The organism is Ralstonia flatus, assembly GCF_958439105.1.
In the GTDB taxonomy this organism is placed as follows: domain Bacteria; phylum Pseudomonadota; class Gammaproteobacteria; order Burkholderiales; family Burkholderiaceae; genus Ralstonia; species Ralstonia flatus.
On record NZ_CAUDLI010000004.1, the window covers coordinates 82,774 to 106,745 of the forward strand.

Annotated in this window: 22 protein-coding genes; 17 read left to right on the forward strand and 5 right to left on the reverse strand. The window is 65.7% G+C overall.

Annotated features, from left to right (window positions below; all coding sequences use genetic code 11):
- The first annotated feature begins 395 nt into the window (after nucleotides 1-395).
- Genes zwf through R2676_RS10585 form a run of 3 tightly spaced genes read left to right on the forward strand, consistent with a single transcriptional unit; the run spans nucleotide 396 to nucleotide 3,614 of the window.
- Nucleotides 396-1,865, forward strand: a complete 1,470-nt coding sequence (gene zwf, locus R2676_RS10575; RefSeq protein ID WP_027679746.1) for a glucose-6-phosphate dehydrogenase — start codon at nucleotides 396-398, stop codon at nucleotides 1,863-1,865.
- The gene (pgl, locus tag R2676_RS10580; protein ID WP_027679747.1) at nucleotides 1,865-2,569 is read left to right on the forward strand and encodes a 6-phosphogluconolactonase; all 705 of its coding nucleotides are present in this window, start codon (nucleotides 1,865-1,867) and stop codon (nucleotides 2,567-2,569) included. The genes zwf and pgl overlap by 1 nt, the downstream gene beginning before the upstream one ends.
- Nucleotides 2,550-3,614 (forward strand): glucokinase, encoded by a 1,065-nt coding sequence (locus R2676_RS10585; RefSeq protein ID WP_206274564.1) that lies wholly within the window; start codon nucleotides 2,550-2,552, stop codon nucleotides 3,612-3,614. The genes pgl and R2676_RS10585 overlap by 20 nt, the downstream gene beginning before the upstream one ends.
- Nucleotides 3,615-3,639: 25 nt before the next feature.
- Here the strand turns inward: R2676_RS10585 and R2676_RS10590 are convergent, their stop codons facing one another.
- Nucleotides 3,640-4,473, reverse strand: coding sequence for a MurR/RpiR family transcriptional regulator (locus R2676_RS10590; RefSeq protein ID WP_206274565.1), 834 nt, complete (start codon nucleotides 4,471-4,473; stop codon nucleotides 3,640-3,642).
- Between the two features lie 215 nt (nucleotides 4,474-4,688).
- On the opposite strand from R2676_RS10590, the gene R2676_RS10595 reads away from it, so the two are divergent.
- From R2676_RS10595 to R2676_RS10610, 4 genes are all read left to right on the forward strand, one after another.
- Complete coding sequence (locus tag R2676_RS10595) at nucleotides 4,689-6,413, forward strand: S53 family peptidase (protein WP_410482493.1); 1,725 nt, start codon at nucleotides 4,689-4,691, stop codon at nucleotides 6,411-6,413.
- Between the two features lie 94 nt (nucleotides 6,414-6,507).
- Nucleotides 6,508-7,251, forward strand: a complete 744-nt coding sequence (locus tag R2676_RS10600) for a response regulator transcription factor (protein ID WP_027679751.1) — start codon at nucleotides 6,508-6,510, stop codon at nucleotides 7,249-7,251.
- 3 nt (nucleotides 7,252-7,254) lie between these two features.
- Nucleotides 7,255-8,571 (forward strand): sensor histidine kinase, encoded by a 1,317-nt coding sequence (locus R2676_RS10605; protein WP_206274566.1) that lies wholly within the window; start codon nucleotides 7,255-7,257, stop codon nucleotides 8,569-8,571.
- A gap of 147 nt (nucleotides 8,572-8,718) precedes the next feature.
- Complete coding sequence (locus R2676_RS10610) at nucleotides 8,719-10,200, forward strand: DegQ family serine endoprotease (RefSeq protein ID WP_102065542.1); 1,482 nt, start codon at nucleotides 8,719-8,721, stop codon at nucleotides 10,198-10,200.
- A 124-nt stretch (nucleotides 10,201-10,324) separates the two neighbouring features.
- On the opposite strand, the gene R2676_RS10615 is transcribed toward R2676_RS10610, so the two are convergent.
- Nucleotides 10,325-10,903: a chorismate mutase gene (locus tag R2676_RS10615; protein ID WP_410482492.1), complete on the reverse strand. Its 579-nt coding sequence runs from the start codon at nucleotides 10,901-10,903 to the stop codon at nucleotides 10,325-10,327.
- A gap of 208 nt (nucleotides 10,904-11,111) precedes the next feature.
- Between R2676_RS10615 and R2676_RS10620 the strand changes: the two genes are divergently transcribed.
- The 9 genes from R2676_RS10620 to R2676_RS10660 all read left to right on the forward strand — a co-directional run bounded on the left by R2676_RS10620 (nucleotide 11,112) and on the right by R2676_RS10660 (nucleotide 17,944).
- Nucleotides 11,112-11,462, forward strand: a complete 351-nt coding sequence (locus R2676_RS10620; RefSeq protein ID WP_027679755.1) for a hypothetical protein — start codon at nucleotides 11,112-11,114, stop codon at nucleotides 11,460-11,462.
- A gap of 69 nt (nucleotides 11,463-11,531) precedes the next feature.
- The gene (locus R2676_RS10625) at nucleotides 11,532-11,858 is read left to right on the forward strand and encodes a hypothetical protein (RefSeq protein ID WP_027679756.1); all 327 of its coding nucleotides are present in this window, start codon (nucleotides 11,532-11,534) and stop codon (nucleotides 11,856-11,858) included.
- Nucleotides 11,859-12,015: 157 nt separating this feature from the next.
- Nucleotides 12,016-12,789 (forward strand): ABC transporter substrate-binding protein, encoded by a 774-nt coding sequence (locus tag R2676_RS10630; RefSeq protein WP_206274567.1) that lies wholly within the window; start codon nucleotides 12,016-12,018, stop codon nucleotides 12,787-12,789.
- A gap of 106 nt (nucleotides 12,790-12,895) precedes the next feature.
- On the forward strand, nucleotides 12,896-14,068 hold the full coding sequence (locus tag R2676_RS10635) for a GGDEF domain-containing protein (protein WP_316857216.1): 1,173 nt from the start codon (nucleotides 12,896-12,898) through the stop codon (nucleotides 14,066-14,068).
- 69 nt (nucleotides 14,069-14,137) lie between these two features.
- Nucleotides 14,138-14,698, forward strand: coding sequence for a dihydrofolate reductase family protein (locus tag R2676_RS10640; protein WP_206274569.1), 561 nt, complete (start codon nucleotides 14,138-14,140; stop codon nucleotides 14,696-14,698).
- A gap of 207 nt (nucleotides 14,699-14,905) precedes the next feature.
- Entirely contained in the window at nucleotides 14,906-16,519 is a 1,614-nt protein-coding gene (gene treA / locus R2676_RS10645; protein ID WP_206274570.1) for an alpha,alpha-trehalase TreA, read from the forward strand.
- A 35-nt stretch (nucleotides 16,520-16,554) separates the two neighbouring features.
- Nucleotides 16,555-16,818 carry a DUF2164 domain-containing protein gene (locus tag R2676_RS10650; RefSeq protein ID WP_027679760.1) on the forward strand — a complete coding sequence of 88 codons (264 nt, stop codon included), beginning with the start codon at nucleotides 16,555-16,557 and terminating at the stop codon, nucleotides 16,816-16,818.
- 45 nt (nucleotides 16,819-16,863) lie between these two features.
- Nucleotides 16,864-17,235, forward strand: coding sequence for a 2OG-Fe(II) oxygenase family protein (locus R2676_RS10655; RefSeq protein WP_102065535.1), 372 nt, complete (start codon nucleotides 16,864-16,866; stop codon nucleotides 17,233-17,235).
- Nucleotides 17,236-17,251: 16 nt separating this feature from the next.
- Complete coding sequence (locus R2676_RS10660; protein ID WP_206274571.1) at nucleotides 17,252-17,944, forward strand: Crp/Fnr family transcriptional regulator; 693 nt, start codon at nucleotides 17,252-17,254, stop codon at nucleotides 17,942-17,944.
- Here the strand turns inward: R2676_RS10660 and R2676_RS10665 are convergent.
- From R2676_RS10665 to R2676_RS10675, 3 genes are all read right to left on the reverse strand, one after another.
- Nucleotides 17,941-18,954 carry a 2-dehydropantoate 2-reductase gene (locus tag R2676_RS10665; RefSeq protein ID WP_206274572.1) on the reverse strand — a complete coding sequence of 338 codons (1,014 nt, stop codon included), beginning with the start codon at nucleotides 18,952-18,954 and terminating at the stop codon, nucleotides 17,941-17,943. The genes R2676_RS10660 and R2676_RS10665 overlap by 4 nt on opposite strands.
- Before the next feature lie 27 nt (nucleotides 18,955-18,981).
- Nucleotides 18,982-20,607 (reverse strand): alkaline phosphatase D family protein, encoded by a 1,626-nt coding sequence (locus tag R2676_RS10670; protein WP_316857213.1) that lies wholly within the window; start codon nucleotides 20,605-20,607, stop codon nucleotides 18,982-18,984.
- A 244-nt stretch (nucleotides 20,608-20,851) separates the two neighbouring features.
- On the reverse strand, nucleotides 20,852-22,270 hold the full coding sequence (locus tag R2676_RS10675) for a discoidin domain-containing protein (protein ID WP_206274573.1): 1,419 nt from the start codon (nucleotides 22,268-22,270) through the stop codon (nucleotides 20,852-20,854).
- A gap of 940 nt (nucleotides 22,271-23,210) precedes the next feature.
- Between R2676_RS10675 and R2676_RS10680 the strand changes: the two genes are divergently transcribed.
- The gene (locus R2676_RS10680; protein WP_206274574.1) at nucleotides 23,211-23,963 is read left to right on the forward strand and encodes an autoinducer binding domain-containing protein; all 753 of its coding nucleotides are present in this window, start codon (nucleotides 23,211-23,213) and stop codon (nucleotides 23,961-23,963) included.
- Nucleotides 23,964-23,972: the final 9 nt, after the last annotated feature.

Here is a 23,972-nt window from a genome sequence, read left to right on the forward strand (position 1 = left end):
AACGCTTGCCCGGGCAGTTTCACGAACGTCTTGCTCGCGATGTAGTAATACTACAAAATGAGCTGAAAAGACGTGGCCCGGGACCTGTCATCCAATGAAACGAGCACGCGTTGACCCGAGCCGGGGCCAGCTACGCGAAGGACGCCGCCGCAAATGGTCATTCCATTTGCAAGGCGAGCCGACAAAGTAGATGGCACCGGCCCGGGCCAACCCGGAGGGCAAGGGGCATTTGGGCCACATGGCGTCGTTGTGACCGGCTTGCTTAGCCGGCTAAGCGGCGCCGTCCACGCCTAGCCCTGCGACCCAAATGCCCCTTGCGCGTGCCCGTTTCATTGGATGACAGGTCCCAGTCAGCTAGGCTAGCCTAATCGATGGCTCACACACAGGAGATGACGATGTCGGTGCCCGCATTCGACATGGTGTTGTTCGGCGGTACGGGCGATCTTGCCCGCCGCAAGCTGATTCCGGCCTTGTTCGATGCGCATCAGGGCGGCGAACTGCACTCGCGCGGGCGGATCTTCGCCATCGGCACGCAGCCGCTGGAAACTGCCGGCTACCTCGCCCTGCTGGAGCGCGAAACGCGCCCGACCATGCGCCTGTACTCCGGCGCGCCCGTCTCCGACGACGCCTGGGCTTCGTTTGCCGAGCGCATCGTCTACCAGCAGGTGGACGCCCGCAAACCCGAGCAGTTCGACGCGCTGGCCGCCGCGCTGGGCGAGGACCGCGCGCCGGTCACGGTCTGCTACCTGGCCACGGCGCCCGGCATTTTCGTGGACATCTGCGCGCAGCTCGCCCGCGTCGGGCTGAATACGCCGAATGTGCGGCTGGTGCTGGAAAAGCCGCTGGGCACTGATCTTGCGTCGAACGAGCGCATCAATTCGGCCGTGGCGCAGTTCTTTGCCGAAGACCAGATCTACCGGATCGACCACTACCTCGGGAAAGAGTCCGTCCAGAACCTGATGGCGATCCGCTTCGGCAACGCGCTGTTCGAGCCGCTGTGGCGCCGCGAATGGATCAAGGACGTGCAGATCACGATTGCCGAGCAACTTGGCGTGGAAAAGCGCGGCGATTTCTACGACGGCGTCGGCGCGCTGCGCGACATGGTGCAGAACCACCTGCTGCAACTGCTGTGTATCGTCGCCATGGAACCGCCGTCGAGCCTGTCACAAGACGCCATCCGCGACGAAAAGCTGAAGATCTTGAAAGCGCTCAAGCCGATCCCGCTGCAAGAGGTGCCTGAAAAGACCGTGCGCGGCCAGTATCAGGAAGGCGCCATCGCGGGGCAGCCGGTGCAGGGCTATCTGCATGAGCAGGGCATTCCGCCGGACAGCCGCACGGAAACCTTCGTCGCCATCAAGGCCGAGATTGCCAACTGGCGCTGGGCCGGCGTGCCGTTCTACCTGCGCACCGGCAAGCGTATGCCGCAACGGCTGGCGGAGATTGTGGTGCGCTTTCATGACGTGCCGCATGCGTTGTTCCCCAAACCGCTGATCCAGTTTCCGGAAAACCGCCTCGTTATTCGCCTGCAGCCGGAAGAGAGCATCCGCCTGCAATTCCTGACCAAGACGCCGGGCGCGGCACTGGGCCTGCAGCCGTCCACGTTGGACCTGGACTTTACCGACCACGGCGGCGTGCGCCATGCCGGCGCGTATGAGCGTCTGCTGATGGATGCCGTCAACGGCAAGCTCGGCCTGTTCGTGCGCCGCGATGAGCAGGCCGAAGCGTGGCGCTGGGTCGAGCCGATCATCGAGGCGTGGAACGAAGCGCGCATTCCGCCCAAGGGTTACACCGCCGGCAGCTGGGGCCCGGCGGCATCGAGCGCGCTGCTCTCGCGCGACAACGCCGCGTGGCACGAGGAGATGTAATGGCGATGCGCTGGCACGCAGTTCCGGAGGCCGCCGCGCAGGTGCAAGCGCTGGCAGCGTCCATTGCGAACACGCTCACGCATGTGATCGAGGAGCAGGGCAGTGCGTGCCTGGCCGTCTCGGGCGGACGCTCGCCCATTGCGCTGTTTGCCGCGCTGCGCGTGTTGCCGCTACGCTGGGCCGACGTGTCGATCACGCTGGTCGACGAGCGTGCCGTGCCGCCTGAGCATGCCGACAGCAACGCGCGGCTCGTCCGCGAGCACCTCTTGCAGGATGCAGCAGCGGCGGCGCGCTTCTTTCCGCTGGTGTTGTCGCCGCATGTGCATGGCGAATCGGTTGACGTGGATGCATGCGTGGCGACCGCCAACGATCCGTTTCAGCAACCCGACGTAGTGATTCTCGGCATGGGCGACGATGGGCATACCGCATCGTTGTTTCCCGACGCGCCCGAATTGGACGATGGCATCGACCGCACGCGTGCGCCGGGGTATCTGCCGGTACGCCCGGGCGCCGCGCCGCATCGGCGGATCAGCCTGAATCTGTCTGCGCTGTGCGCGGCGCGGCGGCTGTTCCTGTCGATCTCGGGATCGGTCAAGCGCGGTGTGTTCGACGAAGCCGCGCGAGGCGTGGCACAGCGCGCACTGCCGGTGAGCTATGTCATTCATCAGCGGGAGGTGCCGCTCGATGTCTATTGGACTGCATGACGTGAACGCGGGCAGCGCGGCCGAGCTGGCCGACACCTTGGCCTACCCGCGGCTGGTGGCCGACGTGGGCGGCACCAACGTGCGCTTTGCGCTGGAGATGGCGCCCATGCGCCTGGCCCATATCGGTGTGCTCGCCGGCGACGATTACCCGTCGCTCGAAGCGGCGATGCGTGCCTACCTGGCATCGCTGCCGCCGGAAATCGCGGCGGCTGGCGTGCGGCATGCCGCCATCGGCATCGCCAACCCGGTGCTCGGCGACCAGATTCGCATGACCAATCGCGACTGGGCCTTCTCGATCGAGGCAATGCGCCAGTCGCTGGGCTTCGACACCTTTGTCGTGCTTAACGACTTCGCGGCGCTGGCGCACGCATTGCCGTATCTGCCCGCCGAAGAGCTGCAGCAGGTGGGCGGCGGTGCCAGCCTGGCCGATGCACCGCGCGCGCTGCTGGGCGCCGGAACCGGGTTGGGCGTTGCATCGCTGCTGCCGACACCGGAAGGCCGCTACATCGCCGTGGCCGGCGAGGGCGGTCATGTCGCCTTCCCGCCGATGAACGACGAGGAGGTTGTGATCTGGCGCTTCGCGCGTGAGCGCTTCGGCCACGTGTCTGCGGAGCGGCTGATCTCCGGCATGGGTCTGGAGCTGATTTACGAGGCGCTCGGCGCGTGCTTCGATCTCTGGCAGCAAGGCCCCACCTTGCGCCGCGCCGCCGACATCACCGCCATCGCATTGGGCGAGATGGAAGATGCCGCAGGCGATCACGCACGCTGCCGTTATGCCGTCGATACGTTCTGCGCGTTTCTCGGCACCATCGCGGCCAACCTGGCGGTCACGCTGGGCGCGCGCGGTGGCGTATATATCGGCGGCGGCATCGTCCCGCGTCTGGGGCCGGCGTTTGCCAACTCACCGTTCCGGCGGCGTTTTGAAGACAAGGGCCGCTTTTCGGCCTATGTGGCATCGATGCCGGTGTACGTGATTCATTCACCGTACCCGGGACTGATCGGCCTCTGCGCTGCCATGGACCACGCGGTGGCGCAGGGACACTGACGCCGCGTTGGCGCTGGCGTTGGTGTTACTCAGGCTGATCGGCGTGCTGCAGTGCGCTGCCCTTGCGCAGCGCCACTTCCAGCACCAGCGCATCGAGCAGCGCCAGGTGCAGCAGGCGCGCGACCATCGAGCGGTCGGCCACGGCATCGTCCACGCCGGCGGGTAGCACCACATCGGCGAGGGCCGCGAGCGGGCTGCCGGGCGCTGTCACGGCAATCACGCGCACGCCGAGTTCCCGCACGCGCTCCACCGCCGTCTGCAGTTCGGGCAAGGCGCCCGATTTTGAAATGGCGATCACCACGTCGCCCGCCTGCAGCACGTTCAACGACATCGACACCAGATACGGATCGCTATACGCATTCGCGGGAATGCCGTAGCGGAAGAACTTCGTCTGTGCATCGAGCGCCACCACGCCGGAGCTGCCGAAGCCGTACAGGTCGATGCGGTGCGCGCTGTCGACCAGTGCCACCGCCGCATCGAGCGTGCGCGGGTCGAATCGATCTTGCAGCGTAGTGAGCGCATCAATGGCGTTCTGCAGGACGCGCGTGCCCGAGGGCGACACGATGCGTGCCGGGGCGGTATCGCGGGCGACGTTGCCTTGCGCGAGCCGCAGCTTGAAATCCGACAGGCCATGGCAGCCCATTGAGCGGCAGAAGCGGATGACGGTCGGCTGGCTGACGCCGGCCTCACGCGCGATGGCAGCCACCGGCAGGCTCAGCACCGTGCCGGGCTGGCGCAGCACCCAGTCGGCCACCTGGCGTTCGGCCGGAGAGAGCGACGGGCGCGCCGCGCGAATGCGCTCGCGCAGGTCGGTCGGTGCATCAGGTGTGGCGGAGGAAGTGGCTTGCTGGGCGCTCATCTGCGCGCGGGTTCGAATGGCGGATCGCATCACGATAAAGGCAAGCGCACCCGTGCGCAACCGCCCGGCGAGGGGTTGCTAGATGCAGTGCGCTCCGACTGCAACTGACAGTTTTTGCACTGTTGCCAGGCGAGCGCGTTGGCTACGGTGAACGACGCCCACGTCGTCACAAGCGGCGTGGTTCTGCAACGTCGTACTCCTCAAAAGGACATCCGATGCTCCGTACTGCTCTCCCCATGCAGCGTTTTTCCACCCTGTGCCGCCATCTGGCGTATGCATGGCCGCTGGTGTTCGCGGCCGGGCCGCTGCATGCCGCCACCGATTGGGTCGATACCCACACCAAGGCGTTCGTGACCGGTCCGCAACTCATGGCGCGCGGTGCTGCCAACGAGGTCGCCCCCGGCCAGACCACCGATGTGCTGGTCAGCCTCAAACTGCGCAACGAGGCCACGCTGAAGGCGCTCGCGCACGATGTGAACGACCCGCGCAGCCCGCGCTACCGCAAGTACCTGACCAGCGAGCAGTTCCTCGCCGACCACGCGCCCACGCAGGCGCAGGTGGACGCCGTGGTGGGCTATCTGCGGCAGAACGGCTTTATCGATATCGATGTGGCGCCCAACCGGCTGCTGGTGTCGGCGCGCGGCACGGCAGGCACGGTCAAGGCGGCCTTCAACACGCCGCTGGTGCATTACCAGCTGGCCGGCCGCAGCGGGTTTGCGAACAGCGGCAAGGCGCAGGTGCCGCGCGCGCTGGGCGGTATCGTCGGCTCGGTACTGGGCCTGCAGAACGTGGCGCGCGCGCGTCCGCTGCTGCGTGTGGGCGATGTGGCGGAAGCGCGCACGCTGGCGGCGGGCACCGCGACGGGCCACTACCCGAAGGAATTTCCGGCGCTGTACGGCGCGACCGGCGTGCCGACGGCGGCCGGCACCACAGTGGGCATCATCACCATCGGCGGTGTATCGCAAACATTGCGTGACCTGCGGACGTTCACGAGCAGCAACGGCTACGCCGCGGTGTCCACCACCACGATCAAGACGAATGGCACCAGCGGCAACTACACCGATGACCAGGAAGGCCAGGGCGAGTGGAACCTCGACAGCCAGTCCATCGTGGGTGCGGCCGGCGGCGCGGTCGGCAAGCTGGCTTTCTACATGGCGGATCTGAATGCGCCCGGCAACACGGGCCTCACCAAGGCGTTCAACAAGGCGGTGACCGACAACACGGCCAAGATCATCAACGTGTCGCTCGGCTGGTGCGAGAACGACGCCAGCGCCGACGGCACGCTCGATGCCGAAGAGGCCATCTTCACCACGGCCGCAGCGCAGGGGCAGACGTTCTCCGTGTCTTCCGGCGACGAGGGCGTCTACGAGTGCAACAACCGCGGCTATCCGGACGGCGGCAACTACAGCGTGTCGTGGCCGGCATCGTCGCCGCACGTGCTGGCCATTGGCGGCACCACGCTCTACACCAGCGGATCGAGCTTCGCCAGCGAGACCGTGTGGAACGAAGGCCTGGACGGCAACGGCAAGCTGTGGGCCACGGGCGGCGGCATCAGCCAGATCCTGCCGGCACCGAGCTGGCAGGGTGGCAATGCGCGGCTATTGCCCGATGTGTCGTTCGACGCGGCGCAAAGCACCGGTGCCTACATCTACAACTACGGGCAGCTGCAGCAGATTGGCGGCACGAGTCTGGCCTCGCCGATCTTCGTCGGCTTCTGGGCGCGGCTGCTGGCGGCCAACGGCAACCTGGGCTTTCCGGCGGCGCGCCTGTACAGCGCCATTCCGGCCAACGCGTCGCTGCTGCGCTATGACGTGGTCTCGGGCAACAACGGCTACCAGGGTTACGGTTACAGCGCAGCGAAGGGCTGGGACTACCCGACGGGTTGGGGCAGCCTGAACATCGGTGCGTTGAACCAGTTGATCAAATCGGGCGGATTCTGATGCGGAGGTGAGTTTGCGGGCGGTTTCGCACAAAGCGCGAGCCGCCCGCGCGACGGTTCTACAATGAGCCTCCCCCGGCTTATTTTGATTCGTCATGCGCGTACTGCTCGTGGAAGACGACGACATGATCGGCGACAGCGTGCGCAAGGGCTTGCGCCACGACGGTTTCGCCATCGATTGGGTGCGCGACGGCGAGGCTGCCGTGCACGCCGTGACCGCCCCCAGTGCCGCCGGTGCCGCGGGTGCGGAACCGGGCACCACCATGTTCGACCTCATGCTGCTCGACCTCGGCCTGCCCAAGCGCGACGGGCTCGACGTGGTGCGCGAGGTGCGCCAGCGCGGCATCGCCATCCCCATCCTGATCCTGACCGCGCGCGATGCGGTGGCCGATCGCGTGGCCGGTCTCAATGCCGGCGCAGACGACTACCTCGTCAAGCCGTTCGACCTGCAGGAGCTGGCTGCACGCATGCACGCGTTGCTGCGCAGACAGGGCGGCCGTGCCGATCCGCTCATGCGCCACGGCGAGGTGCTGCTCAACCCCGTGACCCGCGAAGTGCTGCGCGCGGGTGTGCCGGTCAAGCTGTCGGGCCGCGAGTTTGCAGTGCTGCATGCCTTGCTCGCGCGGCCGGGCAAGGTGTGGTCGATCGCACAGCTGCAGGACAACCTCTACGGCTGGGATGAAGAGGTCGGCAGCAACACGGTTGAGGTCTACATCCATGCGCTGCGCAAGAAGCTCGGCAGCCATTTCATCCAGAACATCCGCGGCGTGGGGTATGTGATTCCACGTGAGGCGCCGACGTCGCCTGCGGAACCTGCCGGCGGCGACGCGCACCAATAACCCATGCAATCGATCCGTAAAACCCTGCTGTGGTGGCTGGCCGGCGGCCTGCTGGCGGGCATCGTCATCGCCACCGGCCTGATCTACGCACAGGCGCGCCAGGAAGCCAACGCGCTGTTCGACTACCAGATGCAGCAGGTGGCGGCCGCGCTGCCGAGCCAGTGGATCGACCCGCCGCCCCCGGCGCTCGCGGGCATTGCGCGTGACGACGACGTCGTGATCCGCATCTGGGACGGCACCGGCCGCAGCCTGTATCTCTCGCACGCGCGCCCCAATCTGCCGGACCAGGCCGAGTTGGGCTTTTCCGACGCAAATACGCCGGAGGGCCCCTGGCGCATCTACAGCGTCGCCTTCGGGCCTGCCGTGGTGCAGATCGCCCAGCCTTACAGTGCGCGGCACGAGGTGGCGGCGCGTATGGCATTGCGCACGGTGGCGCCGCTGCTGATCCTGTTGCCGCTGCTGGGCTGGATCGTCTGGCTGGCGGTCGGGCGCGGGTTGGCGCCGCTGGGCTCGGTGGCCAAGCAGGTGCAGGCGCGCGACGCGGCCGCGCTGTCGCCGTTGCCCACGCACGATTTGCCTGACGAGATCCGCCCACTGACAAACGCGTTGAACGATCTGCTGGCGCGACTCGGCACCGCACTGGCACACCAGCGCGCGTTTGTCGCCGACGCCGCCCATGCGCTGCGCACGCCACTGGCTGCGCTGAAGCTGCAGTTGCAGGTGGCCGACCGCGCCGAGAACGAAGACGAACGCCGCGCCGCGCATGCCGATCTGCATCGCGGCGTGGAGCGCATGATCCGCCTTGTTGGTCAGCTGCTGACGCTCGCGCGGCAGGAGCCGGGCGCTGCCGATACGCAGCGTGCAACGGTTGCACTCGACGCCGTAGCGGCCGACGTGGTTGCCGAGCTATCGCCAGCGGCAGTGCAAAAGCGCATTGACCTGGGGATCGCGGTGGAGTCGCGACCGGCCTCCGTGATCGGCAATGCCGATGCGCTGCGCGTGCTGCTGGTCAATCTGGTCGACAACGCACTGAAATACTGTCCGGCCGGCGCGCGCGTCGATGTGTCGACCGCGCATACGCCAGACGGTGGCGCCCAGCTCGTGGTCGAGGACAACGGCCCGGGCATCCCCGCCGACGAACGCGACCGCGTGCTGGACCGTTTCTATCGGCCTGCGCAGGCCCCCACCGGCGGCAGCGGCCTGGGGCTCGCCATCGTTCGGGAAATCGCACAGGCGCATGACGCGGCCCTCGCGCTGGAAGCGCGCGAAGGCGGCGGCTTGCGCGTGGTGCTGCGCTTCCCATTCAACGCCGGCGCGTAGAAACATTTCGTTTCGTGTGATGTCCGGGCGCGCCGCCCACCTTTAAGTCTCGTTTAAGTCTGCCCGCCTACGATGCCTTCAACCGATGGGCACGGCAGGCGACTCCGCAAGCCGTGACCCTCGTGCTCAGCAAGAGAGGACACGACAATGACGCGTCAAACCCTGGCACGCAGTGCGGCTGGCCTGGCCGCTGTGGTCGCCGTTGCAGGCGGCTATGCCTATCTTCAGAAAGACATGATTTCGCGCGCGGTGGCGGCACCCGTGGCCACCGCAACGGCAACGACCGCGCCTGCTTCCGGTGCGGCTCCGGTGGCCGTGGCCGCGCCGATGGATTTCTCCGGCATCGTCGACCGTTACGGCCCTGCGGTGGTCAACATCAGCACCACGGCGCGCGCGCAGCGCACCAGCATGCAGGGCCTGCCGCCCGGCATGAGCCCCGACGATCCGTTCTCCGAATTCTTCAAGCGGTTCATGCCGCAGATGCCGCAGCAGCGTGGCGACCAGATCGTGCGCGGTCTGGGCTCCGGCTTCATCGTCTCGGCCGATGGGCTGATCCTGACCAATGCGCACGTGGTGGACGGCGCCCAGGAGGTCAACGTCAAGCTGACTGACCGCCGCGAGTTCAAGGCCAAGGTGCTCGGCGTCGACAAGCAATCCGACGTGGCAGTGCTGCGCATTTCTGCCAAGAACCTGCCGGTGGTGCAGATCGGGAGCCCCGCCAACACCAAGGTGGGCGAGCCCGTGCTGGCGATCGGTTCGCCGTACGGTTTCGAGAACACCGTCACGGCAGGCATCGTGAGCGCCAAGTCGCGCTCGCTGCCGGATGACACCTATGTGCCGTTCATCCAGACCGACGTGGCCGTGAACCCCGGCAATTCGGGCGGCCCGCTGTTCAACCAGCGCGGCGAGGTGATCGGCATCAACTCGCAGATCTACAGCCAGACCGGCGGCTACCAGGGCCTGTCGTTTGCCGTGCCGATCGACGTGGCGATGAAGGTGGAGCAGCAGCTGGTGTCCACCGGCAAGGTCACGCGCGGCCGCCTGGGCATTGCGGTGCAGGAAGTCGACCAGTCGCTGGCCGATTCCTTCAACCTGCCCAAGCCCGAAGGCGCCCTGGTCAACTCCGTGGAAGACGGCGGCCCCGCAGCCAAGGCCGGCCTGCAACCCGGCGACGTGATCCTGCAGATCGGCGATGCGCGTATCGACCGGTCGGGCGATCTGCCTGAGCAGGTGGCTGACATCAAGCCGGGCTCTACCGTGCCGCTGCAGATCATCCGTCAGGGCAAACCGACCACCCTGACGGTGACCATCGGCGCCGCCAAGGACGCGAAGGTGGCATCCAGCGAAAAGGCTGCCCCGGACCAAGGCCGCCTGGGCCTGGCGGTGCGCCCGCTGCAACCGGAAGAAAAGCGTCAGAACGGTTTGCCCGGCGGCCTGGTGGTGATGGACGTGACCGGCCCTTCGGCCAAGGTCGGCATCCAGCCGGGCGATGTGATCCTGTCGCTCAACGGCACGCCGGTGTCGTCGGTGCAGGAACTGCGCACGCTGGTGGATCGCGCCGGCAAGCATGTCGCCCTGCTGGTGCAGCGTGACGACACGAAGATCTTTGTCCCTGTGGATTTGGGCTGAGGCCAATGCCGGCTTTGCAGTGCCGGGAACATCGCCTCGTCTCGAACAAGCCGGTCTTTTGGGCCGGCTTTTTTGTTCTAGTTTGCGGCGTGCCCGATGCTGGCCACGCCGTTCTTTCACTGGATCAGCGGGCGGTGCACAGCCGCGCCGTCGCACGATCCAGCGCAATGCGATGCAGGCTGTCGAGCGATTTCTCCTGCGACACTCGGCCGATTTCCTTTGCCACCTGCGCCGGGCAATCCGCCTGCCCGCGTGCCGGGGCTGCCTCGCGCAAGGCTTGCAGGATCGATTTCTGCAGTGCGTCCAGCTTGGGCCGGATCACATCCGGCAGGCTCTGCCGCTGCGCGGTGGGCGCGGCACCGGCCCGTCGCCAGTCGTTCAGAAGGGCGTACTGGACTTCCTTGTTCGCCTCGATCTGGTCTGTGAAGACATCGCTCACGTCGGCTGCGGCCAAGCCGTAGGCCGGCGCCTGCGCCGAGACATTGGCGATGACCTTGGCTTCGCGCGCCGGGTCGTAGACGGACTGGCCGCTGTCCCATTTGCTCAGCGCGACCTGGTCTGCGGTGACAAGGCGATCGGCCAGATGGCGCAGCAATGGCGCAAAGGCGCTGTCGTGCGCGTGAGCCGGAGCGACGCAGCTTGCCGCCAACAACAGGCCGCAAGCGATTCGGGGTGTCATCAACGTGTTAAAGGCGTTCTTCATGCTGGGTAGCGGTCGGTTGCCGCGCGTCTCGGGACGGGGAGCGGCCATCATACCGAAGCGCCGAGTGTGCGGCGTGCGCAGCGTTGCTCCGATGCGCGCCGCTAGGCCATTTGCACGTGCTGTCTGCCATAAACCCAGGTATCATGCGGGCTACGCGCCGTTTTTGTCTGCAAAGCCTGCGGCGGCGCGGCTAGCTGAGCATACGACGATGGATTTCTACCCCGATCTGGAAGGTTTGCCGCTGTTCGCCAAACCCGCTTTCGGCTGGGAGGAACCCGTGTCGGCATCGACAGCCGAAACGCCCCCCGCCAAACCCCGCCGCCTGCGCCGATGGCGCGGCCCAATCACGCATTGGGAACGCGGCTACCGCTCCCACTACTACCGTGACAAGCGCGGCAAGAAGCTCGGTGAAATTCACCTGAGCCCGCGCGGTCAGGCACCGTTGCTTTACCGCTGGCTGGCCGGCACGCTCTCGGGCATCGAGGGGTCGCTCACGCACGCGCGCATGCGGGTGGAAGAAGCGATCGGGTTCGGGATGCGCCAGATGGCGCTGTTCTGAGCCAAAAGTCGGGCGCGTCGCCGGGCACGGCCGATGCGTCAATTCTGGGTTCACCACGAGGAGAACCCCATGCCGACCATCGTCCGCATCTTCACAGACCATGCCGCTGCGGAAGCAGCCCGCCAAGCCGTATTGAATACCGGCCTCGCGCTGGATCGCGTCGCGCTGTCGCACCAGGGTGACGAGGCCGGTGCGTTGTGCGGCAACTTCCTGTGCGGCGACTACGAGCCCGGCGGCGAGAACGCCGAGACCTACGAACGCAAATTCCAGAACGTCGTGATCGGCGGGCGCTTTCTGCTCACCATCGACGCCGAACCCGCCCAGGTGGATGCCGCCGAAGCCGCCTTGCAGCCCGTCGGCGGCCATGCAGTAGACGATCTCGGCCCGAAACCGTGATCTTTTCGTGCGGTGGTTGTGGGATGCAGGCGTTGCAGTCACCGCCCCGCTTGTGTCGCGCCAAGGATGCATCGGGCATGATGCGCACATCTGCCCCACACGCGTGACGCCATCTCCAAGCGCTCTCGCGTCCTCACGCCTTAGCCGGCACATAACCATGGCCATCGACTCCGCCTTGCTTGCTGCCCTTGCGCCCACCGGCGTTCTGCGCGCTTCCATCAATACGGGCAACCCCATTCTGGCGAGGCCGGATGCGCAGGGGCAGGCCGTCGGCGTGTCCGTGGATCTGGCGCACGCGCTCGCCGAACGGCTGGGCGTCGCGTTGAAGCTGCTGGTGGTCGATGCGGCCGGCAAGTCGGTCGACGTGGTCTCGCAGGAGCAGGCCGACATCGGCTTCTTCGCCATCGACCCGCGTCGTGCCGCCAGCATCTCCTTTACCGAGCCGTATGTGCTGATTGAGGGCTACTACCTAGTGCGCAACGACTCGCCCATCCGTTCCAACGCGGATGTGGACCGCGCCGGCAATCGCGTTGTGGTCGGCAAGGGCAGTGCGTACGACCTGTATCTCACGCGCGAGCTGCAGCACGCAGAGATCGTCCGCGCACCCACCTCGCCTGCGGTGGTGCAAACCTTTCTTGAGACGCATTGCGAGGTGGCAGCGGGCGTCAAGCAACAGCTCGAAGCCGACGCAGCCAACGTATCTGGCGTGCGCCTGCTGGGCGAGCGCTTCATGGTCATCCGCCAAGCCATGGGCGTGCCGGCCAGCCGCGGCGCGCAAGCGGCGGCCTATGTCGTCGGCTTTGTCGAAGACATGAAGGCCTCGGGGTTTGTCGCGCAGGCATTGCAGCGGCATGGGGTGACGGGCGTCACGGTGGCACCGGCAATCAAGAATCCGGGCGCGATTGTTTCGCGGCTTTCGGGCCACGCTTGATCTGCACGGCGGTGGAGCCGCGCGCGCCTTGCCCCACCACCCGGTGATGTCCGCAAGGCGCCACTTTTCGTAGAATCCCGCCACAAAAGACCTTGCGGGAGTGCTCATGCTGGATCCAGGCGTCGCCATTGCCACGTCGGCGCTGATGAGCTTCGTACTGCTGGGGTTGCTCGGTTCATTGCTGCGCGCCGGCAAGCCGGGCATTGCCGAATGGTTTGGGGCCAATCTGGCCGTGGTGCTGGCGCTGCCGTTGATTCTGCTGCGCGGAAACATTCCCGACAGCCTGTCTGTCGTGGTGGCGAATGTCCTGTTGGCGCTGGGTGGGGCTGCCTACTACGCCGGCTGCGCGAGGTTTCTCGGGCGTCGGCCGCAGTGGCCCATCCTGCTGGCCGGTGTGGCGGCGGTGGGCGTGGCGGTCATCTACTGGCGCTACGCCGTCGACAGCATCCCCATGCGGGTGTTTTCGACCACGCTGTTTTCGGCGGCCTTCTGCACGGCCCTGGTGTGGATGCTGTTGCGCCATTCGCCCGCCGGTCGATCGACGTATCCGTATCGGGTCACGGCCGTCATTGCTTTTGTGTTCGGCGTTTGCCAGCTCGTGCGCGGCATCTATTTCCTGACGCTGGACTCGGCGTCCAGCCCCACCATGTTCGCCACCGCCGGCAGCGTGCTGCTGCTCGTGGTGGCGGCGGCCATCATGCCCATCCTGTCGATGTCGGCCATGCTCATGGTGCACGACGCGTTGCTGGCGGACGCCTGCGATGCCGCCAATCGTGATTTCCTGACCGGTGCGCTGTCGCGCCAGGGCTTCGAGGCGCTGGCACGCCGCCATGTCGGCCGTGTGCAACATCACGCCAGGCCGCTGGCATTGCTGATTCTCGACCTGGACCACTTCAAGCGCATCAACGACACCCTCGGCCACGCCGCTGGCGACGCCGTGTTGCGCGCGTTTGTGCAGATGGCGCAAGCGCAGTTGCGGCCTACCGACGTGCTCGGGCGCATCGGCGGCGAAGAGTTTGCGCTGCTGCTGCCCGACACGGACAGCAGCAACGCCATGCACCTGGCAGAACGCTTGCGCAAGGCCGCTGCCGCGCATGTTGTCGCGGCCGGAGCGCAGTCTTGCTGCTACAGCATCAGCGGTGGCGTGGCGGCGTGGCAACCCGGCGAATCGTTCGACCGGCTGAGCGCACGCGCAGACCGCGCGCTGTACGACGCCAAACACCAGGGGCGCAACCGGATCTGCGCGGCCGACGCGGTGAACATGGCTGCGGTGGCGTAGCGGCGCGCGCAAGGCAACGGCAATTCGCGCGGCGTAGCATTTCGCTCCTGAATATCAACGGGAGGCGACATGTCGAAAACGCAGTACTACGCCGCGGCGACCCTGGACGGCTTCATCGCCACGACGGATCACTCGCTCGATTGGCTGATGCAGTTTGGCTCGCTGGAAGGCACAAGCTACGACAGCTTCATTCGCGACGTCGGCGCGCTGGCGATGGGCGCGTCCACCTACGAATGGCTGCTGCGCGAACTGGCCAAGCCCGGCCCCGCGGGCGAAGCCCAGCCATGGCCTTACGCGCAGCCTGCGTGGGTCTTCACATCGCGCACGCTGCCGGCGGTGCCAGGTGCGGACATCCGGTTCGTGCGGGGCGATGTGCAGCCCGTGCATCGCGACATGCTGGCCGCAGCCGCCGGGCGCAATCTCTGGATCGTGGGTGGCGGTGAACTCGCCGGCAGGTTTCTCGATGCGGGGCTGCTGGACGAACTGATCGTGCAGGTGATGCCCGTCACGCTTGGCACGGGCCTGCCGCTGTTGCCGCGCCGCATCGTGCAGCCTGCGCTCAAGCTCACTTCCGCCGTGCCCTACAAGAACACGTTCGTCGAGATGCGCTACGAGGTCGTGCGCGGCTAGCGCGGTCTGACGCCGCACGCTCGCGCGGTCGAATGGGCGATCGAAGCATCGCCGCGCATCAGCAAGTTGCTTGCCCGCAGAGCTTGATATGGCGCCATTTCTAGCGCTTCCGTACGCGGCCGCTTTGCGCAAAAGCTGTCGATTTGACAACGCTGTCGGCGTCTCCTTTTCTGGACTGGCTTTCCGTCAATCAGGCAGGAGACGACGATGCATCGACAGGCTCACTTTTTGATCCGGCGCCGTGTGGCGAACGTTGCCGCATGGCTGGCGTTCGGTTTGGCGGCCTCGTCCGCGTTGGCCGATGTTGGCGTGGGCGCCGCGCTGCCGCCGTCGCCCGACAAGCTCTACGGCGACTTGTTCGTGGCGGTGCAGACCGCGCAGGTGTATCCCGATCAGAAGACGTTTGTCGATGCGGTGCCCAAGGCCGCGCCCGCGGTCATCCTGCAGGCGTATCAGGCGCAGAAGAACGTGCCGGGCTTCTCGCTCAAGGCGTTTGTCGACCAGTACTTCACGCCGCCGGTCGATACGCCCGTGACGCCGCCCGCGGGGCAGTCCTTACGCGCGCATATCAACTGGCTGTGGCCGGCGCTCACGCGCACAACGACCACCGCGCCCGACAACAGCTCGCTCATTCCCCTCCCCAAGCCGTACGTGGTGCCCGGCGGCCGCTTCCGCGAGGGCTATTACTGGGATACCTACTTCACCATGCTGGGCCTGCAGGAGGCCGGCCGCGAAGACCTGGTCGACAACATGCTCGACAACTTCGCCTATGCGATCGACCAGTTCGGCCACATCCCGAACGGCAATCGCACGTACTACCTGAGCCGTTCGCAGCCGCCGTTCTTTGCATTGATGGTGGAGCTGGCTGCGCAGAAGGAGGGCGACGCGGCGCTCAAGCGCTACCTGCCGCAGCTGCGCAAGGAATATGCGTACTGGATGCGCGGCGCGGCCACCACGCCTGCCGGACAGGCGAGCAGTAACGTCGTCGTCATGCGCGACGGCACTGTGCTCAACCGCTACTGGGACGATCAGGACACCCCGCGCCCCGAGTCGTATCTGCAAGACGTGACCACCGCGCAGCAAACACCCGCACGCCCCGCCAACGAGATCTGGCGCGACCTGCGTGCGGCGGCCGAAAGCGGCTGGGATTTCAGCTCGCGCTGGTTTGGCGACAACGCCACGCTGGGCACTATCCGCACAACGTCGATCGTGCCGGTGGATCTGAACAGCCTGATGTTCCAGCTTGAGAAGACGATCGCGCGCGGTTGCACAGCGGCGCGCGATTTTGCGTGCACGGTCGAATATTCCGTGCGCGCCGGAAAACGTGCCGTCGCCATCGAGCGCTACCTGTGGCACCCCGCCGGCTACTACGCCGATTACGACTGGCAGTTGGGCCGCGTGCGCGACAACAAGTCCGCCGCGATGACGTATCCGCTGTTTGTGGGTGCCGCGCGCCCCGACCGCGCGTGGAAGACATTGCAATGGACGCAGCAGGCGCTGCTGCAGGTGGGCGGGTTGTCGACCACCACCTTCAAGACCGGCCAGCAGTGGGATGCGCCCAACGGCTGGGCGCCGCTGCAATGGATCGCGTTGCGCGGCGCGCAGCGATACGGCTGGCAGCCGCTTGCCCAGGCGATCGGCGAGCGCTTTCTCGGCAGCGTCGAGCAGCTCTATGCCAGCCAGCAGAAGCTCGTCGAGAAATACATCGTCGATGGAACGGGCAGCGGCGGTGGCGGCGGCGAATATCCGTTGCAGGACGGCTTCGGCTGGACGAACGGCGTCACCCTCAAGCTGCTGGATGCGTATGGCCGCGGGCAGTAAGCTGGTGGCCTTGTCCGCCATCGCGAGCCCTGCGCATGCCCATCGAACTTGACCGCGACGTCCGCGAAGAGGCCGTCCAATCCATCCAGCGCTACTTCACCGAGCAGTTGGACGAGCGCATCGGCAACATCCAGGCCGGTGCGCTGCTCAGTTTCTTTCTTGAAGAGATCGGCCCCGCGGTCTACAACCTCGCCGTGCAGGAGGTGCAGGAACGTCTGCAGACGCGCGTGGCCGAGCTGGACTACGAGTGTCACCAGGAGCCGTTCGGGTACTGGAAGAAATTCGACAAGCGCCGATAGTTCCCGGCTACCATGCCCGGATTCCATTCCGGCCGCTTCGTTTCCATGTCTTCCTTGCGCGCATTCTTCAGCACCGCCTTTCGCTGGCAGCGCGGCCGCCAGGGCACGGGCTACGACAAGATGCTGCTGGCCACCGCGCCGTGGCCCATCCCGTTCGACAGCTACCTGATCCGCTATCCGGACGGCTCCGAAATTCCACCGCATACCGACCCCGTCACCAACGGCCGGCACTACCGGCTGAACATCGTGCTGAAGTCGCCACGCGCGGGCGGCGAGTTTGTCTGCGCGAAGCCGATCTTCCAGACACGGCGCATCAAGCTGTTCCGCCCCGACGCGTGCGAGCACAGCGTGACGCGCGTGGTGGGCGGCAGTCGATATGTGTTGTCGGTGGGTTGGGTGTTGGGGCGCCGCGGCTAAGTGCGGGAATTGAATCATGACGAACGCATTCGCCTCCAACCCCTGGTTCCGGAGCCTCCCGCCGCACGTTGCTGACGCGCTGCTCGAAGCCACGGTGCCCATGCACATCACAGCCGGCGCATTTCTGTTTCGTCAGGGCGATCCGATGGACGCCGGTTCGCATGCGTTCTTTGGCGTGGCGAGCGGTGCGCTCAAGCTTTCCGTCTTCAATGCCGAGGGCGACGAGGCGATCCTCACCTTGGTGGAGCCGGGCAACTGGTTCGGCGGGGTCTCGACGCTCGATCAGCAACCGCGCGGGCATTGCGCAATCGCGCTGGAAGATTCGGACGTGCTGGCCGTGAGCGTGGCGCAATTTGAAGCACTGATGCGCGATGCCGCATTTGCCGGCGCAATCGCGCGGCTGGTGGCGACGCGCTTGCGGCTGGCGTATGGCTCGCTGGCGAGTGCGGCGCTGCACGGTACGCGGGCGCGCGTGGCGCGGCGTATCGCTTCACTCGCGCACGGCGATGTGTCGCAATCGGCAGAGGGGCGCGCGAGCATCTCGACCTCGCAAGACGCGTTGGCGATGATGCTGGGCATCAGCCGGCAGACGCTCAGCAAGGAGCTGCAGGTGCTGGTCAAACTTGGCGCGATCCGCCTGCGCTATGGCCACATCGAGATTCAGGACATGGCGCAGTTGCTGGCTGCAAGCGAAGCCGGCACCGACTAACCTGCCGCCCGCAACTCTGCCAGGAGATCGTCGCCCGACCAGTTCGGGCGTGTAGCGGCGGATTCGGCGGCATGCACCAGCGCACACAGTTGCGCATTCACCGGCGCGCGTTGCCCGAGGCGCTCTGCCAAACGCACCACTTCTCCGTTGATCCAGTCGACCTCGGTCATGCGCCCGGCGGCCAGATCGTCGGACATGGATGAACGCGCGAGCGGATCCATGGCGAGCATCTTGCCGGCCAGCCGCGCAAACACGACATCCGGCGTGGCGAGCAGGCGTGGAATCCAAGCGGGCGGTATCGGCGTCAGCTTGGCAGGCCGGATGCCCGCGCGCGCCAGCAGCCGGAGTGCTTCCGTTTGTGCCAGCGCCAGGCAGCGCCGGTACGCACGCTGCGACAGCTCTTCCTTCAGCGGCCGGTTGGCCAGCGCGTTGATGGCGTTGTTCAGGTTGAGCAGCAGCTTGGCCCATTGCACGGCCGCCATGTCGGTGCGTTCCGTGAGCGGCAGACCCGCGCGGCGGAAGTCATCGAGAAACGGTTGCAACGCGGGGGATGCTGCCACTTCCAATTCACCGGCCGTGCCCTGATGAAAGGCACCGGGGCCAGGCTGCATCACGTTGAAGGGCACCATGCCGGCCAGCACGGTCTGCTGTGGCAGCGCGGCGCGCAGGATATCGGCATTGCGCAGACCGTTCTGAAAACTGACGACGATGGCACCCGCGCGCAGCACGGGCTTCAGTTCATCGGCAACGGATTGCGTGGCGGCGGATTTGACGGTCACCAACACCAGATCGGCATCGGCGGCGGCGCTGGGATCGGCCGTGTAGCGGATCGCCGCAGGCGGCACCTGCCAGCGGCCGTTGCGGTAGTCCGTCAAGGTCAGGCCGTGCGCGCTGAGTTCGTTACCGATGCGTGCGCGGCCCACGAGCGCAACATCGGCACCGGCCGCCAGCAGACGGCCACCCACGTAACAGCCGATCGAGCCGGCCCCCACGATGCAGATCTTCGCCATGCGTCTCCTTGTTGTTGTGCTGGCCCGTCACGCCAGGCGCGGCACCTCGTACACCAGGGCCGGCTGCAGCGTATCGATGGCGTCCACCGGCTCGGGCGGGCGCCACATGAACAGCGAGAACGTCATCTTCTCGGGCGTCACGTCGATGATGGTAAAGCCGTTTTTCTCTGTTGGGCGCAACGCTTCATGCATGGCGACCGACAACGCAGGCGTGGTTTCGATGCTGCGGAATGCCGAAGGGAAGGCGAGGTCGCCGGTGCCGAGCGTGCCGGTCATGACCGTGTGCACGGGCTGTGCGAAGGCGAGGTCTGCGGAGCGCGACATCGACCCGGCTGCTGATGCATGGAAGTCACCCTGCACGATGACGGCCGCGCGCTGTTTCTGCTGGGCAAGCGCAGCCACCAGGCGCTGGTGCTGTGCATGCCAGCCGCTCTGCCAGCCAGCTTTGGGCTCGTTGGCGACGAGGCGGCCGGTCTTCCTGTCGAGCAGGTCCGGATACCAGTCGCCCAGCTTGCCGGACGAATACGCAAACGGCAGCGAGGGCACGTGGAAGAAGTGCGCGGTGTCCTCAGCGCGGGTGCGCGCGACTAACCAGTCTTCCACCCATTGCGGGACCACGCGTGCATGCACGCCCTTGTTGTCGAGAAAGCGCCGGCAGTCGTACAGCACGGCTTCGAGCAGCGCGCCGTAGCGCAGCGTGCCGAAGGCGCTGTTGGTGTCGCTGGGCATGCCGGCCTTGTCGCCACCGGGCAGCCACACGGGCCGGTTGGCGTCGGGCAGGAACTCCGGGTAGTAGCGGCGCTGCGTCAGCTCTGCACCCACTAGGCCGTAAGGCTCCGGCGGCAGGGTGGCGACCTTGTCGTCGAACTCGTCGTTCTCGAAGGTGTCGTGGTCGTCGGTCAGGAAATACGCGGGCGTAGAGCGCAGCGTGGTGCCGTACAGACCGCTGATCTGGTAATCGCACACGCGCGTGAAGATGGCTTCGTTCTTCGGGTGCGACATCGGCACCGATGTGTCGAGCGGGCCGCCAAACTTTTCCCACATCAGTTCGCGCACCTGGCCTGCGAACGGCTTGTTCTGCGAGGTCTGCAGATCCCAGTAGATGTGATCGCCGTTGGCGATGACGGTGTCGGGCGCAAACGACATGCCGCGCGCGAGCAGCCGGCGGCGTGCGTTCATGTCGAGCCATGCGGTCTTGCCGGCCAAGGGTGGGCCGTCATAACCGCCGGCGCAGGTATAGGCGAGGATGCGCAGTCGCGCGGGCGTCGCATCCGGTGCCGGAAAGGTGCGCAGCGGCCAGGCGTCGGCCAGCGGCTTGCCGGCCGTATCGACAATGCGCAGCGCGTATTGCGTGGCGGGCTGCAGACCGCGCACGTCGAAGCGCCAGAAGCGGCCGGCGGCATCGGTCTGCTCGCCGGCGACGCGCTTGCCGTTGACCACCAGCCACGGCGCTCGCGCAAGCGGTGCCTGAAGCGACGCCTTGATGAGAAAGCGATTGTGGCTGGCCGCCGGGATCAGGTGCGCGAGCTGGCCGGCATGCCAGTTGGCGTCGGTGGCATGCGCGGCGGCCCGTGCGTTTTCCGGCAGGGTTACGCCCAGCGCGCCCAGGCCAGCTGCGGCGGTGCCAAGCGTCAGGAAATCGCGCCGGCTCATGCCGTGCGGGGGACTGTTCGGTGGTGTGCGGCAGGGCATCGTCATCCTCTGGCGTGGTGCGGAGACGCCATCGTGCCGAGCCGTGCCCAGGCTGAATGTTCAGCTTTTGACAATCTAGGGGTAGGTCCCGATGCGGGCCGGTCATCGACCGCGTGACCAATGACAAACGCCCCGATGGCCGAAGCCACCGGGGCGTTGTCATGTCAGGCGATGCTGATGCTGGTGCTGATGCAGATACCGCGGCTTAGTAGCCCCACACCTGCATTTCGTCCAGCGAGTAACCCCACTGCGTGGCGCGCTGCGTGCCGTACATGCGCACATAGCGACCGCTGCCCTTGAGGTTCGCCAGCGACGTGTGGCCCCACGAAGCGCCGCTCGACGTCGAGTAGATGTTCGTCCACGTCACGCCGTCGTTCGAGGTCTGGATGGAGTACACCTTGGCGCCTGCGTCCCAGTACAGGTCGACGCCGGTGATGGTGCGGGTCGAGCCCAGATCGACCATCAGCCATTGCGCGCCGGCCACGCCTTCCACCGAATCCCAGCGCGTGCTGGTGGTATTGCCGTCGAACGCGTAGGCCGGGCCGAGGCTGGCGCTGTAGCTGGACGACGCGCTCGCCGGCTTGCCCTGCGAGAGCAGCGTCACCGCCTGCGCCGCAGCCGTGGGCGTGCCAGCGTAGTAGTTCGAGCCGAGCTTGGCCTTGGTCGTGTCGGAGTTCACACCAAACTGCGACAGGCTCCAGCGCTGGCCCGTGCTCGCGTCGCCCAGATAGAGCTGATAGCCACCGGCGCTCGTCGACGAGAAGAACACGTAGTTCGTGTTATTCACGGGCGACGGGTCGGAGTTGTTGCTGTTGCAGTCGTTGAGCGTGAGCTGGTTGGGCGTGTCGCTCGGGTTGACCTTGGTGTAGATCTGGTCAGCCTGGCTCGTGGCGTCGTGCCAGCGGGCGTAGAAGACGGTGCCGTCGGCACGCACGACCGGGTAGTACGTCGCCAGGCCGGCAGGCGTGTCGAACGCCACCTTGGCGGTGCTGCCCACGGTCTGCTTGTACAGGCCCATGCCCGAGCCGGTGCCGGTGGTGTAGAAGACCGCCGTGCCGTCCGGCGTTGCATACGGCATGGAGTTTTCCAGCGTCGGTGCCGTGCGTGTCAGGTTCACCGTGGAAGTGAAGACCGGGCCCGAACTGGTGTACGACAGCGCGGCCTGGATGACATCGCCGTTCTGCTTGAAGAGCAGCGATTTGCCGTCGGTGCTGAACTTCGGGTCTTCATTGCGCGTCTGGCCGGTGCTGTTGGTCAGGTTGATCGGCATGCTGGTCGAGCCGACTTGCCAGAAGAACACGTTCCACGCGTTGTTGGTGATGCCCATGAAGGCGATCCACTTGCCGTCGGGGCTGAACACGGCGTTCATCGGGTCCTTGATGCCCCAGGCCGCCTTCGACACCTGTTGCAGCGTGCGGGCAGAAAAGTCGTAGATGAAGATCTGGCTCGTGCCGTCGCCGTAGCTGACGTAGCTGTGGTACGCGAGCTTGCCGGTCAGGCTGGCCGGGAAGGTGGTGTTGGATTGCGTGGGCGGATTGGCAACGCAGTTGGCTTGGGCGCCGGCCGAGAACAGGCCGAGTGCGGCAGTGGCGACGAGACCAAGAGACATCAGAGTGGAGCGCATGAAACGGGACTTCCTAAACAAGTGGGTCAGTGGGGCGGGACAACCGCCGCATTAAGTCCGCGTCACTTTTCTGAATTTGGGCAAAGCTCCGCCAATTCCGGGAAATCCGGATTTGAAAAAGCGCCACAAACCGGGGGAGTGACGAGGATGAAGACGCGCCTAAAAACCCTGTTGCTTCGTACCGTCGTGTTTCTTGTCGGGGTCTCGACCAGATCGAGGGGCGAGTCGCGGACCAGACTGTAAGGGTTTCGCTGACACTGTGAAACCCCAATAAGAAAGCCGTTCTCGCCCTAATTCTCTGCCGTGGGGGCAAATCGGCACACGTGCGTGTAAATCTGACACGTTAATTTTTCCGGACGTTGATTAATCTGCACGTACATCGCCGTTATTGTTATTTTTACTGCGGCGTTTTGCCGCATGACGGCGGTGCAATCCTTGCTGGGTGTCGCGTTCTCGCACCAAGCCAATGTGGCGTCGGCGCACGATTTGCGGCGTATTCGGCACGGCATTTACTGCATGCGTACCAAGGCGCATCTTTCGAACAAGGCCGAGCCATGTCGGAAGACGATAATACGAATTCCGCCTACGTGACTGTGTGAGAAATAACAGCTGCCCGTAGAGAAATTGCAATGGCGACTGGGGGTATGTCGCGCATAGGCGGAATATTCAAATACTGGTTGAGCATTTGCGTAAACGGATTGAATTATCAATTCACTTATTTCTGTGTTTCGGAATTCCGATATTCGAGAAACTCTACTAACTGCGTTCATCATGCGCTGCATGCAATTCGTTTCGGATTATGTATAGTTCGAGCACGCCAACGATTGCCATCAGCAAAACGCAAGACTGATCAGGCTTTCCATCCATTTGGAAATCAGGAGAGCTGCTGAGCGGGAGGAATCGGCATGGCGACTCAGCGTGTGTTCTGGAGGCCGATGGGATGGGCGCTCACAACCAATTGCCGCATGACCACGCGACATCCTGGCGTGCAGCATTGCTGCGCGAGTTGAACGCCTTGCACGATGCCGATGCGGTATTCCGCTGCCTGCAACCGGCCGTGGCGCTGCTCGGTTTCGACTATTACGCCTATGCCCTGCGCGGTGCGCTCCCGATCACGCGCTTTAACACCATCACGTGGAGCACGTATCCGGAGCCGTGGCGCGAGCACTATCGCGCGCGTGGCTATGCCGCCATCGACCCCGTGCTGCAGCACGGGCAGCGCTGCGTCAAGCCAATGCTGTGGTCCAGCATCGCCAGCGCGGATGCGCCGTTCTGGACCGACGCGCGTCAGCACGGGCTCAATCATGGGTGGTCACACACCATTCGCGATCACACCGGCATCTTCGGTACCTTCAGCCTGGTGCGCCGCGCCGGGCACATCACGGAAGACGAACTGGCTGCCTGCGAGCCCGAAATGATCTGGCTGAGCCAGCGCGCACACGCGAGCATCAGCGTGCTGATGGCCAACAAGGTCTTGCCGGATGCCGCCACACGCCTGAAAGACGTCGAGCGCCAGATGCTGCATTGGACGGCCGAAGGCAAGACGGTCGCGGAAGTTGCGGCCATCCTGGAGATGACCGAGCGCAACGTGAACTTTCACCTCCGCAACGCCATCACCAAGCTCAACGCCGCCAACAAGACGCATGCGGTGGTGAAGGCTGCGTTGCTCGGGCTGATCCCGGCGATGCTGTAGCGCCGGCCC